Below are 20,576 nucleotides of genomic sequence, written 5' to 3'. Positions count from 1 at the left end.
TTTCAAGAAATTCAAAGGGGATCCAGGCCGCCGGCGCCAGAGCCATGTCCTCGCCATGGGTCCTATGACCCACAGTCGGGTCATAGGACCCACCGCTTCGCACTGTCGAAACGGGTCGCCGAATTCTGGTACGCCAGTATTCATTACCATCACGAACTGAGTTGGTGTCACTCTGTCCATCGAAGTGACCGGGGCGCCGTGCACTCAAGCAAGCGAGGTTCATCGCCAAGGTCCGCGCTCCCGAGCTTCGTCGGAGAGGCAGTGTGGGCCAACCGGATCTGGGATCGCGATCAGAGGCCAGGCCAGAGCGCGCTGCATGTAGTGGCTTGGGGGATACAGGCCACCGCCATCCTGAAGATCTTCGTCAGTCGTGAGGTCACCGCGGGTGGGGCAGAGGCATCGACCTTGCCCCAATTTGGGTGATGTACCGCTCTGGCCCCCGAGCGCTGCTTCAGGAAAAGCATTTGCTTTCCATAGCGTTATGGCGGCCAAACGGGATTGGCACAGCTTTTGCTTCCACCCTCTCGCGAGCGGCGGAACTGCCACTGGCCAGCGATCAAGCTGCCGCCTCGCAGCAAGGGAGACACGAATGTCCCAGGTCCTCGCCGCTGCGCTGTTTGGCGCACTCACCATGACCATGATAGCTGCCCCCACCGCGAGGTTCACCCGCGAGAAGATCGAGTCCTTTGCAGAGCTGGATCGGGCGATGGCCGTTGGCACGCCCGCAAAGCGCTCTGGCGACATCAGCCTGCGCGTCGAACGCTGAAGCGAATAACGGACGACGGCGGTCAAGCCCCCAGGCCGCCAGTCGCACGGGGTTGCGGAGTAAGCCTTTTGCTCCGCAACCCCAGCACAATCCTACGACTTTGGTCCCTTCTCCCAAGCCTCAGCTTCGGCCAGGATGAGAGGCAATCAATCCGGTCGTGATGCACGATACATCCGGAGTCAAAAAGGGGGGCACCATGACTCTGGCGGCTGACGCAGCAAGCCTCGCGGGCGCGAAAGCAAGCCAGGAAGCCAAGTCCGCTGCCAAGAACTTCAGCCTGCTGCGCTGGTTCTCGCTTCTGAGCCTGCTGACGATCCTGATCACCGGCACGGCCATGGCCGTGTTCCTGACGCGCTATCTCACCAACCACATGCTCATGCGCGATGCGACGGTCAGCCGCGAGTTCATCGAGAGCATCATGCGGACCGAGTATGGCATCACCATCGAGCGCGGGGACCCGGCCGCCCTGCAACAAACGAGCTGGCCGGCCGATACCCTCGACCGCTTTGTCAAGCACATCCCCACGCTGCCGGACGTCATCGGGGCCAACCTCTACGGACCCGACCAGACCGTGCTCTGGTCAAGCGAGAAGCATCTCATCGGACGGCGGTTCACGGGCAATGCCGAGCTGGAGCGGGCGCTTCAGAACGAGATGGTGGTGTCCTCCGGCGAGGTGGCAGGGCCGGACGGGAAGGCGGAGCACGTCTGGCTGCGAGACGAGGCGGAGCGCCGCGCCAGCACGCGCTTCGTCGAGGCCTACCTGCCGATCAGGGACAAGGCCGGGCAACAGGTTATTGCGGTGGTCGAAATCTACAAGCTGCCGGAAGCGCTCTTCCGGTCCATCGACAACGGAGTGCACCTGGTCTGGGCCAGTGCCGCCACGATGGGCTTGGTGCTCTACGGTGCGCTGTTCTGGATCGTGCGCCGGGCTGACCGGATCATGCACGATCAGCGTGAGCGACTTTTGGAAGCCGAGACGTTCTCCGTCATCGGCGAGATGGCTGCCGCGGTCGCGCACAGCATCCGCAACCCGCTCGCGTCGATCCGGTCCGCGGCGGAGCTGGCCCATGAAGAGGATGCGGCCGGTCAACACCAATGCCTTCAGAACATCATGAGCCAAACCGACCGGCTCGATGGCTGGATCCGGGAGCTGCTCGCGGCCTCCCGGGGCGGGGCCGTGCCCGTCGAGCCGGTCGACCTCAACATGATCCTCAAGGAAAGCCTCGATGGCATGGCATCCGAGATGCAGCGCCGCAGGATTGCCCTGGAAACCCATGTCACACCGCTTCCCATGGCTCGGGGCACACGGGCTCCGTTGGCCCACGCGATCCGCAGCATCATCTCGAACGCAGTCGAGGCCATGCCTCACGGCGGGCATCTGCGAGTGGAGAGCCGACGAACAGGCGAGGGGCACGTGCAGGTCATCATTGAGGATAGTGGGATGGGCATGCCGGCCGGCGTGGCCCAGAGAGCCTTCAAGCCGCTGTTCACGACCAAGCCCAACGGCGTTGGTCTCGGCCTGGCGCTGTCGCGTCGCATCGTCGAACGGCATGCCGGCCGGATCGATCTCGACAGCCGCGAGGGCCGGGGAACCCGAGTCGTGCTGAACCTGCCGGTGGGAGACTGAGATGGGCCAGGGCATCCTGCTGATCGAGGACGAGGAGATCCTCGCAAGCAACATCAAGCGCTATCTCGACCGGCGCGGGTATGAGGTCGTCGCGGCGGGAACAGCCCACGAGGGGATCAGGCTCTTCGAGAAGGGAGAGATCGACCTGGTGCTGCTCGATCTGAATCTGCCCGACCTGCACGGCCTCAAGGTGCTGGAGGAAATCCGCCGACGCGACCCACGGGTCAAGGTAGTGTGCGTGACCGGCAACGGGAGTGTGCAGGTCGCTGTTGAGGCGATAAAGGGCGGGGCACACGACTATGTCAGCAAGCCGGTGGTTCTGAGCGAGCTGCAGCTCCTGGTCGACAAAGCTCTCGGGCAGGAGCGTCTCGAAGGCGCGCTGTCCTACTACAACGCCCGTAAAGCCAGCGGCAGTGGTCTTCCGATGCTCCTGGGCGGCTCTCCGGCCATGGCACAGGTGCGGGAGCGCATCCGTGCCGTGGTCGAGGCTGAGCGGGGGCTGGTCGAGGGCAGCCCGCCGGCGGTGCTGATCCGGGGCGAGACCGGTACCGGCAAGGAGCTCGTGGCGCGGGCCTTTCACTTCGAGGGGCCGCGGAGGGACGCTCCCTTCATTGAGCTCAACTGCTCGGCCCTGCCGGTGCATCTGCTTGAGTCTGAGCTCTTCGGGCATGAGCGGGGCGCCTTCACCGACGCCAAGGAGCGCAAGACGGGTCTCGTCGAGGCAGCCCATGGCGGCACCCTATTCCTGGATGAGATCGGCGACACCGAGCCGGGTGTGCAGTTGAAGCTGCTCAAGCTGCTGGAGGACCGCACCGTGCGGCGGGTCGGTGGCGTGCGTGACCGCGTGGTCGATGTCCGGTTCATCTCGGCGACCAACCAGCCGTTGGAGGAACTCGTCCGCGCCGGCCGGTTCCGCTCCGACCTGTACTATCGCCTGCGGGGGGTGACCATTGACCTGCCGCCCCTGCGGGCCCGACCCGGGGACGCGGAGATGCTCGCCGAGCACTTCCTGGGTCTCCATGCCCGCCGCTACGGCCGGCAGGGAGTACGCTTCTGCGAGGGCGCCCTGGCGCGCATCCAGGCGTACTCCTGGCCCGGCAATGTGCGGGAATTGCGAAACGTCGTCGAGCAGGCACTTCTCTGCACGCGGGGCGACCGCATCGAAGAGGCGCATCTGGGCGTCACACCCGCATCTGACGGGCTCGGCGCACTTCATTGGGCTGTAGCACCGGGTAGTATCGAGGCAGTTGGAAGCCTGAATGGCGTGGATCTCGGGGCCACGACGCTCGATGACGCCGAGCGGGCGCTGATCGGGCGGGCGCTGGCGCAGAGCAAGGGCAATGTCACCCAGGCCGCGAAGATCCTGGGCATCTCCCGAGACACCCTGCGCTATCGGATCGAGAAGCACGGGATCGAATAAGGAGTGCCATTACTGCACACATCCTCTGAGGTATTCGTCTCACTCAACGCACTGAAATCAGTAGTGTGGTGAAAGTTCTGCAAATCGCCTGAGCGGGGCGGTCATGGCAGGATGGTGATGTTCAACGTCACGCACTCCGTGAGGAGCCCCACCATGACCAGCACCAAGGATAAACCTGCCGCCGCTGCCATCAAGGACCTTCTGAGCCAGAGCCCGGACGGCCTACGCGAGATCGTGCGCGCTGTCATGCAGGAGATGCTTGAGGCCGAGATGACCGATGCCCTGCAAGCCACAAAGGGCGAGCGTACCCCAGCCCGCCTCGGCTACCGCTCGGGCTACTACAGCCGTACCCTCGTCACCCGGATCCGTCGCAAACTATTTGTTTCAGAGTTTCAGATACTGTTCTCCCGTATCTCAATGGCGGAGGACACAGTGTTTAAGGGCAGGCATTTTGATCGATCGGTGATTCTGCTCTGCGTCCGGTGGTACCTCGCCTATAACTTGAGCCTGCGAAATATCGAGGAGATGATGGCTGAGCGCGGCATCTCTGTCGATCACGCGACCATCCATCGTTGGACGGTGCATTATGCCCCGCTTCTCCTGGAGCGCTTCAACCAGCGGAAGAGAGCTGTCATGGGGAGGTGGCACGTCGACGAAACCTATATCAAGGTCCGAGGACGATGGATGTACTTGTACCGCGCCATCGACAGCAACGGTGACACGGTCGAATTCTGGTTCAGTGAACGCCGCAACCTGAGTGCCGCCCAGCGCTTCTTGCGCAAGGCGCTGAAGCGGCATGGCCGTCCCGAGCGGATCGTGATCGACGGCAGTCAAACCAACAAAGAAGCGATCCTGTTGTGTGATGCAGAGAGCCGTCTGCAGGACGGCTCAAGGCGCTGGCTCAAGCCGATCCGGATCCGGCAGAGCCGCTACTTGAATAACCGGATTGAGCAGGATCATCGCGCGATCAAGCGGCGGATCCGGCCGATGCTCGGGCTCCAATCCGCGGCCACAGCCCGCGTGATCCTCGGCGGCATCGAGATGGTGCACATGATGCGCAAACAGCAGGCGAAGTATGCCTGCAATCGGCAGCTATCACTCTTGGAGCAGTTTGACATGCTCGCCGCATGAGCGTGTCACGAAGACCTCCTCCTTTCTCGCCCCTGCTTCGGATTTGCGACGGAGCCCCAGCCCCGCGACCAGCATCAGATGGACAAGGGTGCGTGCGATGCCGATCATCCTAAGCTCCCGTTCAGGCACGACGTCCTACACCTTGAAACTAGGGCATTCGGCCGGCCGGGCGATCCTAGCATCCTGTATGCTGATCACGCGAAAAACGGCAGCTGCAGATTTTTTCAACATTGGGTAATGGGGCGGCTCTCCCTGGATGCCGATAACATCGGCTGGCCACGTGCACAGGAGAGAGCAGCCATGGACTACTATGCTGGTTTAGATGTCTCGATGACGGAGACCCACATCTGTGTGGTTGAGCGAGACGGATGTGTTGTTCTGGAGGCAAAAGCCTTCAGCACCCCAGAATCCATTGCCGCTGTGCTGGAGACGGCGCCTGCCTGCGAGAGGATCGTGCTCGAGACCGGCCGCATGGCGCCCATGCTCTTCCATGGCCGGGCTGCCGGTGATCTGCATCGAGAGCCGGCAGGCCTACCAGGCGCTCAAGTCTCTGGCGACCCACAAGACCGACCGTAACGATGCCCGCGGGCTGGCGCATCTGGCCCGAACCGGCTTCTTCAAGCCCGTGCACGTCAAATCACTGCCGGCCCATGCGGTCCGCGCCCTGATCATCGCGCGCAAGAAGCTGGTGGGGCAGCGCGTCACCCTGGAGAACCAGATCCGTGGCCTGGCGGTGGTGTTCGGGGTCCGCCTGCCTCATGGGCTCAGCCCGCGCTTTACCGAGCAGGTCATCCAAGCCAACCAGGGGATCGCGGGTCTGTCAGGGGCCATGCAGGGCCTGCTCGCCGCCCGCAAGGCCGTTCTGGAAGCGGTTGTGGCGATCGACCGTGACATGCGCCTGCTGGTCCGCTCGTCTCAGGCTTGCCAGCGGCTGATGACCATTCCCGGTGTCGGTCAGCTCACTGCATTGGCCTTTGTCGCCACCATCGATGCTCCGGAGCGCTTCCGCCGCTCGCGTGACGTGGGAGCCTATCTCGGCTTGGTGCCAAGGCGCTTCCAGTCCGGGGAGATCGACTATGTCGGCAGCATCTCCAAGTGCGGCGATGGGCGGGTACGAACCTTGTTGTACGAGGCCGCCAACGTTATGCTGACGCGCTACCGCGGCGCCTTGGCTCTCAAGGAGTGGGCGCTGGGAATTGCCTGACGCTCGACGATGAGGAAGGCGCGTGTGGCGCTGGCCCGCCGGCTAGCGATCATCATGCATGCCATGCTCCGGCACCGCACCACATTCCAAGCAGCCTGAGAGGAGGAGCGGAAACAGGTCGAGACGAGCTCCCGAGCAGAGCGCCGCCCAAGGGAGGGTGTGGATGATGACGCCGATTGTGTCGCATGCGGCCTGTGCCAAGGGCCGACTGCGGTTTCAACCAAGTCGCTCCACTCCGGCTGACCCCATCAAGTGCCCTGGAGCACGCAGAGAACGCAGACACCCCTTGGGATCGCAAAACCGCTCAGGATTGGTGGGCTGCCCCTTGACCCATTAGAGAACACTATCGGCACCACGCGGACCTTGTCTGGATTTCGGCTTTTGCGGCGTGAGCGGTCCTTCATTCAATCAGCTCCACGTTACGCTTTGACCCGGTCCGGACCTTTGGTCAGTTCAGCACGAGCTTAACGGTGACTGCGTTTGTCAAGCCGCACCCCGCATTCTGGCGCTACGGCCACGGGGCCCTCGGGCAGATCTTCGGATGGATCGAACTTCCAGTTTTCCTTTAGCAATGTTTAGGGATTCGTCTGTCCGGCAGACTATGTCCGTGCTGTGATCCTGGAGCGCATCTGCGTTGGTGCTTGCCCCGTCCATCGCTTGAACGCATGGTTGAAGGCGCTGACCTCCTGATAGCCGAGCAGCCAGGCAATGCGCGAGATCGAAAGGCTGGCGTCGGCCAGATAGTGCAGCGCCAGGTCCTTACGCATGTCCTCAAGGACCGCCAAGAAGGTCAGATCCTCCTCTCCTAGCCGCCGCGCCAGCGTACGCTCGCTCATACCGAGCGCCCGAGCCACTTCGCTTACGTGGACCTTGCCATGGGGCAGGAGCGGCGCGAGGGTGTTCTCCACGCGGACGCGGACCGAGCTGGCTAAGCGGGCTTGATGGGACAGGGCCTCGTCGCAGGATCGGACCAGAAGCTCGTTCAGGTACGGATCGGCATTGACGAGCCGAAGCTGCGATGCGCCGCGGGCAAAGGCAACATCATCATGCTCGGACGCAAAGGCCACCTCGCACCCGAAAAAAGCATCAAGCTCTCCCGATGCACCGCAGCGGGGATGCGCAAAGGTGACCCGGATGGGCCTGATGGTCGTGCCGGTCAGGGTCTGACAAATCCGGACGAGCGCCCTGGCCCAGAACTCGACCTGATGCCGATCAGTGTGCCGGGCTACGCCGACATTGCTGTAGCGGAGGCGCAGGTCACTGTCTTGTCGGCATTGCAGCCGGACCCCCTCGTTGGTGATGGTGCTGTACCGCTCGGCGCGCGCCAGCGCCTCACCCAGGGTCGCCGAAGAGGCGAGAACGAAGTAGAGCAGATCTGCCTCCCGCAGCTCGAACGCCTCGGCGAGATGAAATCCCAGCACCTCGTCGCGGAGGGCGTCCGCCACCAGGTTCAGGAAGGCGATCTGGCTCGCCGCCTCCAGGCGGACACTCCGGTCCTGAAGCTGGGACAACGACAAGCCTGCCTTGGACAGGAGCGGGGCAGGATCGAGACCCGCCACCCTGACCTTGGCCACGGCCAGCCGGGCCACAAGGCCCAATGCACCAGGCGGCATCGCCAAGACGGTCATAGGCAATCGGTGCATGGAAACGCCCCCTGCTACGATGAGGCTCAGTATCCTGACTGAGGTCAGGACAGGCAAGCCTTTGGCGGAGGAGAGCAAGATCGGCATAGACCGCCTCCGGTATAAGTCACCCTGTTCCAGCCGGACATGACCGGCAGGCTGGAGGCGGAGGGTGACTTCTCCCGCGAATTCGGGGCCGCCTGCGCCGCTGGGGAGCCTCGTGCTCAAGGAGAATGAAATGCTGCAATCTTGTTGGGTGTCCGCGGGCGACGGCGTATGGCCCGAGGCGCGCCGGGACCAGATCGAAGAGCAAATCATCCGCGCCTATGTGCAACTTATCTTCGCCGCTGAAGCGGATGGCTCCCGTACCGTCACGCTGAGCCGGCAGGGCGGCCTTGAGGTGCGTCTGACCGAGATGCCACTCCCGGGTATGCCGACGTTTTGGCTGGAGATCCACTCGCTCGGGACCCGATCGATCATCGACAGCCTGGGGTGCTTTGAATTCGACGAGGATGAGCTGGCGGCCGCTGTCGAGTTCATCTGCGAGGCCCAGGAGCGCCATCGGACCTGGCACTGACAGGGGCACCTGGTGTCGAAAGGCGACGCGAAGTCCGCTGCTGCGCGAAAAACACATGAAAAGCGAAAGGAGAGAGCGATGACAAGGAGACTCAACCTGTCACCTGCAAAACTGCGCACGCTAGAGCTGCTCAGTGAGGCTCCCGCTTACCGCAAACGCAGGACACCGCGTCAGGCCGATTACACCTGGGTCCATGAGAATGCTAAAGCGCGCTCGATCACGCAGACCCTGCACCAGCTCTTCCTCGACGGTCTCGCAACGGTCGCAAACGATAACCGTAATCAGGCTGTGATCACAGAGAAAGGCCGCGAGACCGTGCGAATGCGGCGGCAGAGATCAGTCGGTACCTTCTAATGAAAAGGGGGCCAGCCACCCCATTCGACTGTGTTCGTTCTGCCTTTCAAATCAAGGCAACAAGACCATTTCCAGTCCGATTCTCCAATCGACGTTAATCTGAAACGCAATACGCGGGTCGATCCCCGGTGGCGCAACTACCTCGCCTGCGTCCTTCGCGCAATTGCCAGAGGGAATGCGCCACTAACGTCGTAATAAGAACCGCGCCGCCCGTCAGGGAGGCCGATGTTGGGACTTCGGCGAAGATCATCCATACCCAGATAGGGGCCAGTACAGTCTCTAAGAGATAGAACATCGCTACCTCCGGACCCGAAATGTACTTGGGGCCGGTTGCAAGGCAAAAAAACGATACTGGCAGGATTAAAGCGCCGTTGATGAGAATCCACCAGGGCTCATCGATCCGGAAGCCAGACCTGGAAACCATGACGGCCGCAATGGCGAATGGTACGACGAGGGCGACGAGCGAGGTGAAGCCCATGTCCTTGCCCGACGCGCGCGTCCTGGTAATCGCGGTAGCTAACAGAAGGGCTGACGCCAGCGCCAACAGATCGCCAACGAGGTTGCCCGTGCCGATGCCATCGAAAACAATGATCAGGACACCGCCAATCATGGCGGCCATCGCCGCAAGGGTGACGGGGCGTGGCCGCTCCCTCAAAAGGAGCCATGAAAGGAGTGTTGCAAATACCGTGTTAAAAGCAAGGATGAAGACAAGATTGGCGGTGCTCGTGTTGAAGACAGCCATGGTGAAGGTTACAGACGCCGCAGCATAGAGCGCTGCCACCATGAGTCCAGCTCGCCCTGGAATTAGGGCTGGCGCATTGCCGCGTAAAAATTTCCACAGAAGCCAGATTGTCATCGCTGCGACGAAGGTCGTGCCGCTGCGCAGCATCAGGATCGACCAAGGATCGCCTTCAGATAGCCGGATCAGTGGAATGTCGATGGTGAGGGTTAGGCCGCCGATTGCGGTTATCGCAAGGCCCTTGGTGTGGTTGTTAACGGATGAGGTCACGGGAGTTTCACATTCTTGAACAACAGTTGGCTTCGGAATGGACCATGCGTCTCTATAGTGAGGGCCGGGTTTTCGTAAGGATCATGCTCAACGAGGCGCCGAGAGCGCTATATTGTCACCATTGGGTGGAGCTCTGGTTGGTCAGAAATGGGAAAGTGAACGAAACCGCCGATCCAGAACCTCGTCGCGCACCTTGCTTGCACCCACCTGTGCATCGACTCGGAGCTTGTCGATGTCGATCGTCGGATATGACCCGCGATCGTAGAGGATGCGCCCCGCGACGACAGTCTGCATGATCTCGGCGCGGCTTCCGTAACGGACGAGTTCGCTGGGAATGTTTTGAGCGGCCATGAAATGTGGGGCTGATCCGTCCAGGACGACGAAATCCGCGGCCTTTCCGATCTCGAGCGACCCGGTCACCTTGTCGATACGTAACACTTCGGCTGCTTCGATCGTGGCCATTTCGAGAATTTCTCCCGCTAATAGGAACTCGGGATCGTAGCTCGCCACGCCCCATTTAGCACCGTGGATCAGCCACGCCGCGCGCATCGTAGCGAACATATCGTTTGCCTGATTATCGCAGCCGAGCGCGGCACGAATGCCCGCCGCCCGGAACCGCGGAAGGTTCGGGATCGCGTTCATGTTGGCTACGCATTCGATCGGAGAATGGGCAAGTCCAGCCTTTGCTTGGGCCAGAATCTGTATCTCGCGTTCGCTTGCGAGTACCGCATGAACCGCGATGAGATGCTCATCGACGACGCCGAGATCGAAGAGCCTCTCGATGGGACGACGCTTCCACACGTCGAGGCAGAATTCGACCTCTTCGCGGTCGCGGCTGACATGGACCTGGAGCGTAGCGTCGAAACGCCTGGCTAGCTTAGCACCGTCAATAAAATAGCGTGGCGAGAACCCGAGCAATGCCGACGCGTTCACCGCGCCGTGGATCAGGCCGTTGCCACGGGGCGGGAACCGGTTGAGAAATGCCTCAGTACGAGTGAGGTCTGCTTCGGCCTCGCCCTCACGAGCCTTGGCCCAGGAGCGATCCCGAATCTGGCTGTATAGAGAGGCATGGTGAAAATCCTGGTCAGGACGTCCACGAGCCATCACGCATCTAATGCTGACTTCCTGCAGCGCGCCAACGATTGCGTCCTCATGCGCAGGGTTGAGGGTGCCCTCGCAGAGTGTTGTTACGCCCGAGCGCAGTAGCTGCGCTGCGAGTAGACGCACGGCAGCAGCGGCTTCATCCGGCGTCAGGATCCGTTGTGCCGGGTTGTAGATCCGAGGGATCATTGGCAACTCGCCTGAAGTAAGGCCTCTCACAAAACACTGTGTGCAGTGAGTATGAGCATCTATAAATCCCGGAACGACAATCGCGTCACGGCCCCCAATGACAGATTCGCACCTGAAGCTCTTCATCAAATCGTCGCGCTGTCCCGCAGCGACGATGATGCCGTTTCTGATTGCAAGCATTCCATCTGAAATGACTCTGCGCTCGCTGTCCATGGTAACGATCTTACCACAGACAAACATGTCCGCGACATCCTCGTACGGTCTGGTCATCCTAAACCCCTCGTCATTCTCAGGTTCTGAATACGCCGGTGCCAAAGCTCTTCGCGCGCACGATATTCTCGTAGACCTCCGCCATCGTCGTAACGTGAATGCGCATGGCGTCGGAGGCACCAACTGGGTCACGCGCTGCTATCGCTTCGACAATGCGTGCATGCTGTGATGAGAAAACTGCGCGCCGCTCGGGCTTAAGTATCGACTTGCGCATTGTGGTCCACACGACCTCCTTACGCAGAGCGTTCACAGTTTCGAATAAGGCTAACAAGAGCGAATTGCCCGCCGCGATTGCGATAGAGATATGGAGCTTCTCATCCCAAGTCTCATAAACTTCGATGTTGCGGGCGCTAGCGCATTTTCGGCAAATCGCTTGCAGATCGGAAATCTGTGCGGGCTTCGCGCGTAGGGCGGCCATAGCCGCCAAGTCAGGTTCGATGGCTTGCCGCGCTTCGACTAACTCGACTGGATTGCTGTGCTCTGAGAGTAATCGCAGCGCATCGACCTGCACAGGCGGGCGAGGACCCACGAACGTGCCTCTTCCAACATGCCGCCAAATCTTACCTTCTTCGGCCAGAACATCGAGCGCCTGACGAACTTGCCAGCGGCTCGCGCCAAGGGAGGTGGCGAGTTCTCGTTCCGTTGGGACTTTGGACTGGGGCGGAAGCTGCGCTTTATCGATAAACTCGGAAATGGCTTTAGCTAGGTCAGCCATCAAAATCTCCAATTTCGCAACCAATTTAAGATTGGGCGGCAGGAGTAGAGTACGAAAGTCCTTATACGTCAAGTGTTTATGCTGATGCAAAAAAATAATTTGACATAATATGCAACCAATCTGAAATGAGTGAGCTCGGCGGTCTAAAAAATGATTTCGACAAGAAGCGACCTATTCGGTCTGTTGCCGTCGTTGGGAGAATGGAATGTGCATTAAGTCGATCATCCTGTCGGGTATGCTCTCCGCAATCGCCACATCGGTTTGTTGCGCCGACACTCTGACGGTAGCAAATAATGGCGGAACAGTCGGCACGGCTCAGCGCGAAGCCTTTTTTAAGCCATTCGCACAGGTCAGCACCAATACAGTCGTTGAGGACACGTTTAACCAGGAACTCGCGAAGCTCCGGTCGCAGATCGAAACTGGCAATCTCCTGTGGGACGTGGTCAGCCTCACGGCTATTAACGAGGCCACAGCATGCGAAGAGGGGTTGATCGAGAAGATCGATTGGAGCGCCTATTTCGCCCCCAAGGATTTTGAAGGCGCCGGCGGCTTCAGTGAGTGCAGCATTCCCAATAATCTGGTTTCAGGCGGCCTCGTCTATGACGCGGCGGCGATTCCAGCGAGCAGTGCGCCCAGAACGTGGGCGGACTTTTGGAACGTTCAGAAGTGGCCCGGCAAGCGTGGGATGCTTTACCGGGCTGAGCAGACACTCGAAGTCGCTCTCATGGCTGACGGCGTGGCCCCAGCAGATGTGACAAGGATACTGTCGTCGGAGGGAGGCGTTGAACGTGCATTCCGCAAGCTCCAGGAGCTCAAGCCGTATATCAAGTGGTGGAAGAGCGGCGATGAATCGATCCGGGATATCCTCTCGGGCGAAGTTGCCATGACCTTTGCCTGGAATGGTCGCGTCGCTACGGCAAATCGATCCAACAATCGCAAACTCCAGATCGTTTTTGAAGCCGGCCATGTATCTGGCGCCCAGTATTTTTCGGTAATGAAGGGGACGCCAAAGCGGCCGGCTGCAACCGACTTGATCAAGTACTCATCATCCCCGACGGCGCAGGCTGACTATTCGCGGCGGATCGATTACGCGCCCGCCAATGCAAAGGCATTTGCGCTGCTCGGCCCGGAAACGGTTGCGACACTTCCGAAGGATCACCTCGACAAAGCGTCCTTCCAGAGCGGAAAGCTCTATACCGAGTTCTGGATGAATAACGGAGATGCACTTCTACAGCGGTTTCTGACTTTCGCAGCGCAGTAGATGCCAACGAACTGTAAGATAATCAAAGACATTGAGGGAGGAAGCTATGAACATCAAAGAGAAGTGCCGCGTCGGTGTTTCGGGGCTCGCGGTCATGCTCATTATGTCCGTTGTCAGCCAAGCGGCCAGCACGGAAAAATTGACGGTCGTCAACCAGGGTGGAGCCCCTGGCGACGCGCAGCGTAAGGCGGTGTTCGAGCCATTTACGGCCAAAACCGGCATTGGGATTGTCGCAGATACCTACAATCAAGAGCTTGCGAAAATTCGTGCCCAGATTGAGACGGGAAATTTGATTTGGGACGCTGCTAGTGTGCATTCGCTCAATGAGTCGATTGGGTGCGACGAGGGCTTGCTCGAACCAATCGACTGGTCGAAGCTCCTGCCGGAAGCTGACTTTAAGGCGGTCGGCGGCTTCGGGAAGTGCGGCGCCCCTTATCTCGTGTCGCCCGGGGGACTCGTTTATGACGCTGAGCGGTTTTCCGGCAATGAGGCACCAAAATCCTGGAAAGACTTCTGGAACATCGAGAAATGGCCGGGCAAGCGCGGGCTCCCCTACCAGCCGGATCAGGTACTTGAAATCGCGCTAATTTCGGATGGGGTTGCCCCGAAGGACGTGCCTGAAGTCCTGGCAAAACCGGGCGGTGTCGACCGGGCGTTCGCTCAGCTCGAGAAGATAAAGCCTCACATCGTTTGGTGGAAGACCGGCGATGAGTCGATGCAACTGCTCCTCACGAAAGAAATCGCGATGGGGTACGGCTGGCAGGGTCGGGTGAACGTTGCGAACCGTTCCAACAAGCGCAATCTCCGCATCGTCTGGGAGGCCGGTTATACGTCGGCTGTCATCTATATGGCCGTCATGAAAGGCTCCCCACGCAAACAGGAAGCAATCGAGCTGATCAAATATACGCTTGCCGCTGAGCCTCAGGCTCACTACGCCGAACTCATGGGCTATCCGCCAGCGAATGAACGCTCGTTTGCATTGCTCTCTGAGGAAAATCGGGCCAGCCAGCCGACAAAATTCCTTGATCGCGGCATGATGCAGGCTGGCGATCTCTATATCGACTTCTGGCGTGACAACGGAGATTCCATCCGCCAACGCTTTTCCACCTTTGCGGCACGGTGAGAACCAGAGATGCAAGCCTCGCTTGAAATGATGGGTGAAACGGAAATCCCGAAGATGGGGCTGCGAACGCTCGTTAGACGCGCAGAGCGTCGTCACTTCATGACGATGCTCGCGCTCATGGCGCCGAGCGTTATATTCGTTGCTCTGTTGTTCGTGATACCGATCCTGTTGTTTCTATTTCGCAGTGTAGACAATGCGGAAATCCCGACGCTGCTTCCGAAAACAGCTGTCGCACTCGATACGTGGCGAGACGGGGAAATTCCTGGCGAGCCGGTCTTTGCAGCATTGGCAAGCGACCTTCACGCCCTGAAGGGGTCGCCGGACGCAGCCCTACTGGGTCGGCGACTGAATTTTGCCGTTCCTGGGTATCGCCGGCTTATCACCCGGACGGTAACGAGTCTTCCCGGGACGCAGATGGCGTCGGCGAAAGAGACACTAGCGGCTATAGATAAGAGTTGGCTTGACCCGGTCTATTGGCGAACACTCAAAAGTCAATCTGGCCGGATAACGGACTTCTATCTACTGTCTGCGTTGGATCTGCAGCGTGGTGCTGGCGGGATCGAGAAGGTCAGCGGCGAACAAGCGATTTTCATGTCGCTTTACGGCCGCACGCTCTACACCGCGTTTGGCGTAACTGCATTATGTCTCCTCATCGGCTATCCCGTGGCTGCGGTAATGGCAGCGGCAAGGCCAGCTGTTGCGAACTGGCTTCTGTCGCTCGTGCTCATCCCCTTCTGGACCTCACTTTTGGTCCGAACGACTGCTTGGGTCGTGCTTCTGCAGACTGAGGGTCTGGTCAACAAGGTGCTGCTCCAACTTGGGGTGATCAGCGAGCCGCTGAAACTAATGTTTAATACGGCCGGCGTCTTCATCGCGATGGTTCACGTGCTGCTTCCCTATATGATCCTGCCCGTCTACAGCGTCATGAAAGGTATCTCTCCTGTCCACCTTCGTGCGGCAGCCTCGCTTGGCGCAAATCCTGCAACGGTATTTCGGACAGTATACCTGCCACTGACAATTCCCGGCGTGGCTGCCGGCTGTACGCTGGTCTTTGTGCTTTCGTTAGGCTTCTACGTCACCCCCGCGCTCGTCGGCGGTCCGGGCGACCAGATGATCGGCTACTTCATTGCGTACTTCACTAACTCCGCTGTCAATTGGGGATTGGCTTCTGCCCTTGGTGTCTTCCTACTGTTGCTTATTGGCGTGATCTATCTGGCACTGGGCAAGCTAGTAGGCTTCGATAAGTTGAAGGTACGATAATGACACGCTCTTTCGGTGATACGATACTAGCAACTGGGACACGTGTGGGGCTGAGGGTCTTCACGGGTGTCGTCCTCGCCTACTTGGTACTGCCCATCCTCGTGGTCGTGCCGCTATCGTTCACGTCCGGACAATTGCTGGTATTTCCGCTCCCGGGCTTGTCCCTACAATGGTACGCGGACTTCTTCAGTAATCCGTTGTGGACGGTCGCCTTGCGAAACAGCGTCGCTATCGGCCTGACCACAACGGCCCTGGCAACCACCATCGGCACAATGGCGGCCCTTGGTCTACACAACGCAAAGTTCCGCATGAAGCCTCTAGTCATGGCGCTGTTGGTTACGCCATTGGCAGCGCCGGTCGTGATTGTGGCCGTCGCAATGTTCTATTTCTTCGCTACGTTAAATCTGGTTGGCACTTATGCAGGAGTGATCCTAGCGCACACGATCCTTGCGCTTCCTTTTGTGGTCGTCACCGTGAGCGCCACTTTGCAAAGCTACGATCCCAACATGACAAGAGCCGGCGCAAGCCTCGGCGGATCACCGATTTATGTGTTTAGGACCATTACGCTTCCTATCATAGCGCCAGGCATCGCGTCCGGGGCACTGTTTGCGTTCGTCACGTCTTTCGATGAAATCGTCATCGCGCTGTTCGTGGCTAGCCCTCAGCAGAGGACTCTGCCACGTCAGATCTTCAGTGGCGTCAGCGAGAGCATCAGTCCGACGATCATGGCTGCGGCTGTTATCCTGCTCGCCGTTTCGCTTGCGCTGATGGGGGTGATGGAACTTTTGCGGCGACGCAGCGAGCGCCTGACCGGCGGCATCAATAAGCAACGTTAAAAGAGGTAGATCGATGTCATCCGCATGTAGCACGACAGTCATCAAGGGCGGAACAGTCATTGCCTTCGATGGAAGCGAGCACCGGAAAATCGAGAAGGGCGTTGTCGTCATTTGCGGCGACCGCATCCTGCATGTCGGGCGGACGTGGGACGGCCCTTCCGATCTGACGATCGATGCTGAAGGAAAGCTTGTCATACCGGGTCAGATCAGCACGCACGCCCACGTCGGAGCCCACGAGACCCAACGTGCCCTAATCGATGGCGGACAGCGCCAGTTCCTTCGGTCTGGGTTCCTACATTTCCTACCGTCGCGCCGGTCTGGCGAGCTTGGCGTCGCGTCGCAACAGGATCTGCGTGCCTCATTGCGATACGGGTTCTCGACACTTCTGCGCCACGGCATTACATCGGTCCTTGCGTTCGCTCCCGGTGGCCCGGACGACGGCGAGACGATGGTTGAGGCGGCCGGGGAAGCAGGTATCCGACTGTTTTGGGCTCCGATCGTGGTGGGCGGCCGCTACTGGCTAGAGAATGATGGACGGGTCACAAGAGAACTGGACGAGACACACGGACTCCAGTCACTGCAGAAGGCAGTCTCGTTCATTGAACGGTATTCCGGCGCCAACGATGGGCGTCTGTCCGGAATCATTGCCATTGACGAGTTCTATGTCTCTACACCTCACCTACGCCAGAGGGCGAAGGAAGTTGCGCGTTCGCTCGGCATTCCGTTCACGATGCACTTTCTCGAACAACATCGCGAATTCTTCGAAACGATGGCTGCCACGGGCAAGACGCCCGTTCAAGAATTAGCTGCCGAGGGCGTGCTGGACGATCGAACCGTACTCGCCCACTGCGTGTACCTCGGCTCACACAGCCTCGTAAACTACCCCGTCGTTGACGACATCGCAATTCTCGGCGACCACGGCGCGTCCGTTTCGCATTCTCCCGTCGCCTTTTCCCGGCGCGGTGTGATGCTAGAGAGCTTCGAGCGTTACAGGCGCGCCGGGGTCACTGTCGCTCTTGGCACCGATACCTTTCCTCTCGACATGTTTGCAGAGATGCGCACGGCATCGACCGCGTGCAAGGCCGTCGAACGGAACTTCGAGGCGGCTCCGGCGCAAGACGTGTTTGCTGCCAGCAATCTTGAAGGGGCCAAAGCTCTAGGGCGCAGTGATATCGGACGGATCTCGGTTGGCGCAAAAGCTGACTTAGTCATCGTTGACACGAAGAACTTGACGTTCGGCATCAATCCCGATCCGATCCGGGCACTGGTTCATCTGGCGACCCCGCAAATGATTGAGACGGTGGTTGTCGATGGACGGATCGTCGTTTCGAACAAGAAGCTGGTGGCCTTTGATGAAGAAGAGTTGTTATCCAGCGTGAGGAGCTCAAGTGAGCGGATGTGGCAGCACTACAGCCGCTATCACCCGAGCGGCCTGTCACTCACCGAGCAGTTCCCAACTTCAATTCTGGAATGGACGGAGTAACAAATTGAACGCGATAGCGCCCCTCCCTAGCGAAGCTGGCACGGCTTGGCCGATCGTCCGGTTTGCTGGCGTTCGAAAGAGCTATGATGGTGAGAACCTTATCGTCAAGGACCTAGACCTCGACATCGTGCGTGGTGAGTTCCTGACGTTGCTTGGACCCTCTGGCTCGGGGAAGACCACGACGCTGATGATGCTAGCCGGCTTTGAAATCCCTACAGAAGGGACGATTCTGCTCGGCGGCAGGAACATCACCAACCTCCCGCCGCATCGGCGTGGTATCGGCGTCGTGTTTCAGAACTACGCGCTTTTCCCCCATATGACCATTGGGCAGAACATTGCCTACCCACTGCGTATCAGGGGCGTCACCGCAACCGAGACCGAACGTCGTGTCGAGGAGGCACTAACCATGGTGAAACTCGGTGCATTCGCCGAGCGGCGGCCGGCCCAGTTGTCGGGCGGGCAGCAGCAGCGTGCTGCATTGGCCCGCGCCTTGGTGTTCCGGCCGGAGCTTGTCCTGCTCGATGAGCCGTTGGGGGCTCTTGACAAGCAATTGCGGGAGCAGATGCAGTACGAGCTTAAACAACTGCACGAGGAGTTGAAGGTCACAATGGTCTATGTTACACATGACCAGACCGAGGCACTCACGATGTCGGATCGCATCGCGGTTTTCAATGATGGGCGAATTCAACAGCTTGCGACGCCCGCCGACCTCTACGAAAATCCCCTGAACGCATTTGTTGCCGAATTCGTAGGAGAGAATAATCGTCTAGTCGGCGACGTTGTCGACACTGGCCTCAGCGCCGTGTCCATAAGGCTCGCTGATGGCACAGTCGTTCGTGGCAAAGCTGTGGACGAACTACGCAAAGGGGATCGGGCGGTGCTTTCACTTCGACCCGAGCGTGTTTCTCTTGATCCAACGGATAGCTTCGCCAACGTTCTGTCGGCCCCGGTGGAAAAGGTGATCTACTTGGGCGATGCCACACGTTTGATCCTACGAGTAGGCGGTTCAGAAGAGTTTTCCGTCAAGATCCCGAACCCCGACGACAGAGCAACAATGATGCGCGGCGACGCGATCCGAATTGGTTGGAGAGATACGGACTGCCGGGCATTTCGACTAGCAAATAGCTAGGATGAGTCAGATCAGCTTGATTGCCTGAGAGGACAAAGCACGCAGGAGTAGGTACAGCAGCGTGCGTCGGTCTCAGCGCATCGAGAGGCCGGCGTGCCGAGCAGTTTTGCGATTCCAGCGAAATTTCAATCACGACGCGCTGGCGGTATCAGTGAGCAGGTGCGGAGACTTTCGCATGATCCGGCAGGGCCTATGCCGCGCGATGGTTGGCATCCAAGGCGCGAAGCAATTGTGAGCCTAAATGTAGATCGATCAAAAGTGTCAAACCGGAAGCAGAACGTCGATCCCCGTCAGAACCGGGATGCCGGGAAGGACAAGCACGGTACCGCTGCGAAGCAACTGTGGATTGTCGCCAAGCAGGGCCTGAAACCATAAGGCCCACGTTCATTCGTCTGCCGCCTCCGTCAGTTGGCATCGCCTCCACGCACATAGCGCCGGTCGTTGATCGTCACCTCACCGTCGCTTTCGTCGAGGAGCCTAAGCCCGCGCATCAGCAATGTCTCGAGTGGCACCACGCCGCTCTGGGGACCTGTCGCAATTTTTTGTTTCCGAATGTCTGCTACGTGGTCTGGAGTTCCAGTAGCAGAGAGTAGCGCGTTCAAGGGCTGGCATTTTGATCGATCGGTGATCCTGCTCTGCGTCCAGTGATATTTGTCCTATAACCTCAGCCTGCGTAATCTCGAAGAGATGATGGCGGAGCGCGGCATCGCTGTCGATCACGCGACCGTCCCTAGATGGATAGGACGCTACTCGCCTGAGCTGCTCGACCGCTTCAATCTTCGCAAGCGAGCCGTCAGCAGGAAATGGAATCTGGACGAGATATACATCAAAGTCCGCGGTCAGTGGATGTATTTGTACCGAGCGATCGACAGCGACGGTGACACGGTCGAGTTCTGGTTCAGCGAGAAGCGCAATCTGGCCGCCGCCAAGCGCTTCGTGTCCCGCGCTCTCAAGCGTCACGGTTGCCCTGAGCAGATCGTCATCGATGGCAGCCAAACGAACCGGGAAGCGAACCCGTCCTGCGACACGACAGACCGGCTCAGGGTTCGATCAAGACGGCGTCTCGAGCCAATTCGGATACGGCAGAGTCGATATTTGAATAATCGCATCGAGCAGGATCATCGTGCGATCAAACGCCATGTTCGCCCGATGCTGGGGTTCAAGTCAATGGGCAGCGCTCGCGCCGTGTTGGGCGGGACCGAGATGGTTCACATGATGAGGAAAGGACAGGCGAAGTATGCCTGCAAGTCTCAGCCGTCCTTCGCCGAGCAGTTCGAGCGGCTCGCTACATAGGCGTTTACAAGCCACTCTGGCATCGTTCTGTCCTTACCCAGAATTTGCAACAGAACCTCCCGCGTGGTCGTGACTGCCATTGGCGTAAGCGACCCCGACACCGGCGCGAATCCCGGCAGTAGGACTAGGTGTCTGGATGCGAGACCTCCTTGGCATGAGCGATGACCTGGAGGGCTGGCGGCAAAGCGTCTGAATCGGGCGGCTTG

17 protein-coding genes and 1 pseudogene are annotated in these 20,576 nt (G+C 59.5%); 14 read left to right on the top strand and 4 right to left on the bottom strand.

Annotation, left to right across the window (positions count from 1 at the left end; translation table 11 throughout):
* The first annotated feature begins 589 nt into the window (after positions 1-589).
* From ILT44_RS25430 to ILT44_RS25410, 5 genes and pseudogenes are all read left to right on the top strand, one after another.
* A complete protein-coding gene (locus tag ILT44_RS25430; protein WP_204242404.1) occupies positions 590-766 on the top strand; it encodes a hypothetical protein in 177 nt (58 codons plus the stop codon).
* A gap of 196 nt (positions 767-962) precedes the next feature.
* Entirely contained in the window at positions 963-2,393 is a 1,431-nt protein-coding gene (locus ILT44_RS25425; protein WP_204242403.1) for a sensor histidine kinase, read from the top strand.
* Between the two features lies 1 nt (position 2,394).
* A complete protein-coding gene (locus ILT44_RS25420) occupies positions 2,395-3,813 on the top strand; it encodes a sigma-54-dependent transcriptional regulator (RefSeq protein WP_204242402.1) in 1,419 nt (472 codons plus the stop codon).
* 111 nt (positions 3,814-3,924) lie between these two features.
* The gene (locus ILT44_RS25415; RefSeq protein ID WP_307826663.1) at positions 3,925-4,944 is read left to right on the top strand and encodes an IS6 family transposase; all 1,020 of its coding nucleotides are present in this window, start codon (positions 3,925-3,927) and stop codon (positions 4,942-4,944) included.
* Positions 4,945-5,244: 300 nt separating this feature from the next.
* Positions 5,245-6,247 (top strand): annotated as a pseudogene (locus ILT44_RS25410) (IS110 family RNA-guided transposase).
* 500 nt (positions 6,248-6,747) lie between these two features.
* Here ILT44_RS25410 and ILT44_RS25405 read toward each other — a convergent pair.
* Complete coding sequence (locus ILT44_RS25405; protein WP_204242401.1) at positions 6,748-7,791, bottom strand: AraC family transcriptional regulator; 1,044 nt, start codon at positions 7,789-7,791, stop codon at positions 6,748-6,750.
* A gap of 199 nt (positions 7,792-7,990) precedes the next feature.
* Here ILT44_RS25405 and ILT44_RS25400 point away from each other — a divergent pair, with 199 nt between their 5' ends.
* On the top strand, positions 7,991-8,347 hold the full coding sequence (locus ILT44_RS25400; protein ID WP_204242400.1) for a hypothetical protein: 357 nt from the start codon (positions 7,991-7,993) through the stop codon (positions 8,345-8,347).
* A 78-nt stretch (positions 8,348-8,425) separates the two neighbouring features.
* Positions 8,426-8,701, top strand: coding sequence for a hypothetical protein (locus tag ILT44_RS25395; protein WP_204242399.1), 276 nt, complete (start codon positions 8,426-8,428; stop codon positions 8,699-8,701).
* A gap of 94 nt (positions 8,702-8,795) precedes the next feature.
* On the opposite strand, the gene ILT44_RS25390 is transcribed toward ILT44_RS25395, so the two are convergent.
* The 3 genes from ILT44_RS25390 to ILT44_RS25380 all read right to left on the bottom strand — a co-directional run bounded on the left by ILT44_RS25390 (position 8,796) and on the right by ILT44_RS25380 (position 11,985).
* A complete protein-coding gene (locus tag ILT44_RS25390; RefSeq protein ID WP_204242398.1) occupies positions 8,796-9,710 on the bottom strand; it encodes a DMT family transporter in 915 nt (304 codons plus the stop codon).
* A 141-nt stretch (positions 9,711-9,851) separates the two neighbouring features.
* Positions 9,852-11,270: an amidohydrolase family protein gene (locus ILT44_RS25385; protein WP_204242397.1), complete on the bottom strand. Its 1,419-nt coding sequence runs from the start codon at positions 11,268-11,270 to the stop codon at positions 9,852-9,854.
* Positions 11,271-11,289: 19 nt separating this feature from the next.
* Positions 11,290-11,985 (bottom strand): FadR/GntR family transcriptional regulator, encoded by a 696-nt coding sequence (locus ILT44_RS25380; protein ID WP_204242396.1) that lies wholly within the window; start codon positions 11,983-11,985, stop codon positions 11,290-11,292.
* A gap of 205 nt (positions 11,986-12,190) precedes the next feature.
* Here ILT44_RS25380 and ILT44_RS25375 point away from each other — a divergent pair, with 205 nt between their 5' ends.
* The 7 genes from ILT44_RS25375 to ILT44_RS25345 all read left to right on the top strand — a co-directional run bounded on the left by ILT44_RS25375 (position 12,191) and on the right by ILT44_RS25345 (position 20,370).
* Entirely contained in the window at positions 12,191-13,246 is a 1,056-nt protein-coding gene (locus ILT44_RS25375; RefSeq protein ID WP_204242395.1) for an ABC transporter substrate-binding protein, read from the top strand.
* A 46-nt stretch (positions 13,247-13,292) separates the two neighbouring features.
* The gene (locus ILT44_RS25370) at positions 13,293-14,369 is read left to right on the top strand and encodes an ABC transporter substrate-binding protein (protein WP_204242394.1); all 1,077 of its coding nucleotides are present in this window, start codon (positions 13,293-13,295) and stop codon (positions 14,367-14,369) included.
* A 9-nt stretch (positions 14,370-14,378) separates the two neighbouring features.
* A complete protein-coding gene (locus tag ILT44_RS25365; protein WP_204242393.1) occupies positions 14,379-15,629 on the top strand; it encodes an ABC transporter permease in 1,251 nt (416 codons plus the stop codon).
* Complete coding sequence (locus ILT44_RS25360) at positions 15,629-16,465, top strand: ABC transporter permease (protein ID WP_204242392.1); 837 nt, start codon at positions 15,629-15,631, stop codon at positions 16,463-16,465. The genes ILT44_RS25365 and ILT44_RS25360 overlap by 1 nt, the downstream gene beginning before the upstream one ends.
* Positions 16,466-16,478: 13 nt before the next feature.
* Complete coding sequence (locus ILT44_RS25355) at positions 16,479-17,948, top strand: amidohydrolase family protein (RefSeq protein WP_204242391.1); 1,470 nt, start codon at positions 16,479-16,481, stop codon at positions 17,946-17,948.
* Positions 17,949-17,952: 4 nt separating this feature from the next.
* The gene (locus ILT44_RS25350) at positions 17,953-19,077 is read left to right on the top strand and encodes an ABC transporter ATP-binding protein (RefSeq protein WP_204242390.1); all 1,125 of its coding nucleotides are present in this window, start codon (positions 17,953-17,955) and stop codon (positions 19,075-19,077) included.
* Positions 19,078-19,728: 651 nt separating this feature from the next.
* Positions 19,729-20,370, top strand: a complete 642-nt coding sequence (locus ILT44_RS25345; RefSeq protein ID WP_239468531.1) for an IS6 family transposase — start codon at positions 19,729-19,731, stop codon at positions 20,368-20,370.
* Positions 20,371-20,576 lie beyond the last annotated feature (206 nt).

This window comes from Microvirga arvi, assembly GCF_016892765.1.
In the GTDB taxonomy this organism is placed as follows: Bacteria; Pseudomonadota; Alphaproteobacteria; order Rhizobiales; family Beijerinckiaceae; genus Microvirga; species Microvirga arvi.
This window is presented reverse-complemented; position numbering and strand designations above follow the sequence as displayed.